General features: G+C 77.3%; 1 pseudogene. It reads left to right on the plus strand.

The annotated features are described in order from the left end of the window. Nucleotides 1-238 (plus strand): annotated as a pseudogene (locus tag KVT44_RS56990) (PhoH family protein); the annotation flags it as partial.

A 238-nucleotide genomic window follows, 5' to 3' on the forward strand; every position in this document is an offset into this window, starting at 1 on the left:
CGCGTCACCTCCGAGGGCAACGTCCCGCTGGTGCGCGCCGATCGGGGGGCCTTCGGCATCAAGGGCCGCAGCGCCGGGCAGCCCATCGCCCTCGGTCTGCTGCTCGACCCCGACATCGGGATCCTGTCGCTGGGCGGCCGGGCCGGCACCGGGAAGTCGGGGCTCGCGCTCTGCGCGGGCCTGGCGGGCGGGCTGGGGCGGCAGCAGCCCCCGGAGGGGATGGGGTTCCGGCTCCTGT

It is taken from the genome of Streptomyces sp. GbtcB7 (assembly GCF_019091445.1).
GTDB lineage: Bacteria > Actinomycetota > Actinomycetes > Streptomycetales > Streptomycetaceae > Streptomyces > Streptomyces mirabilis.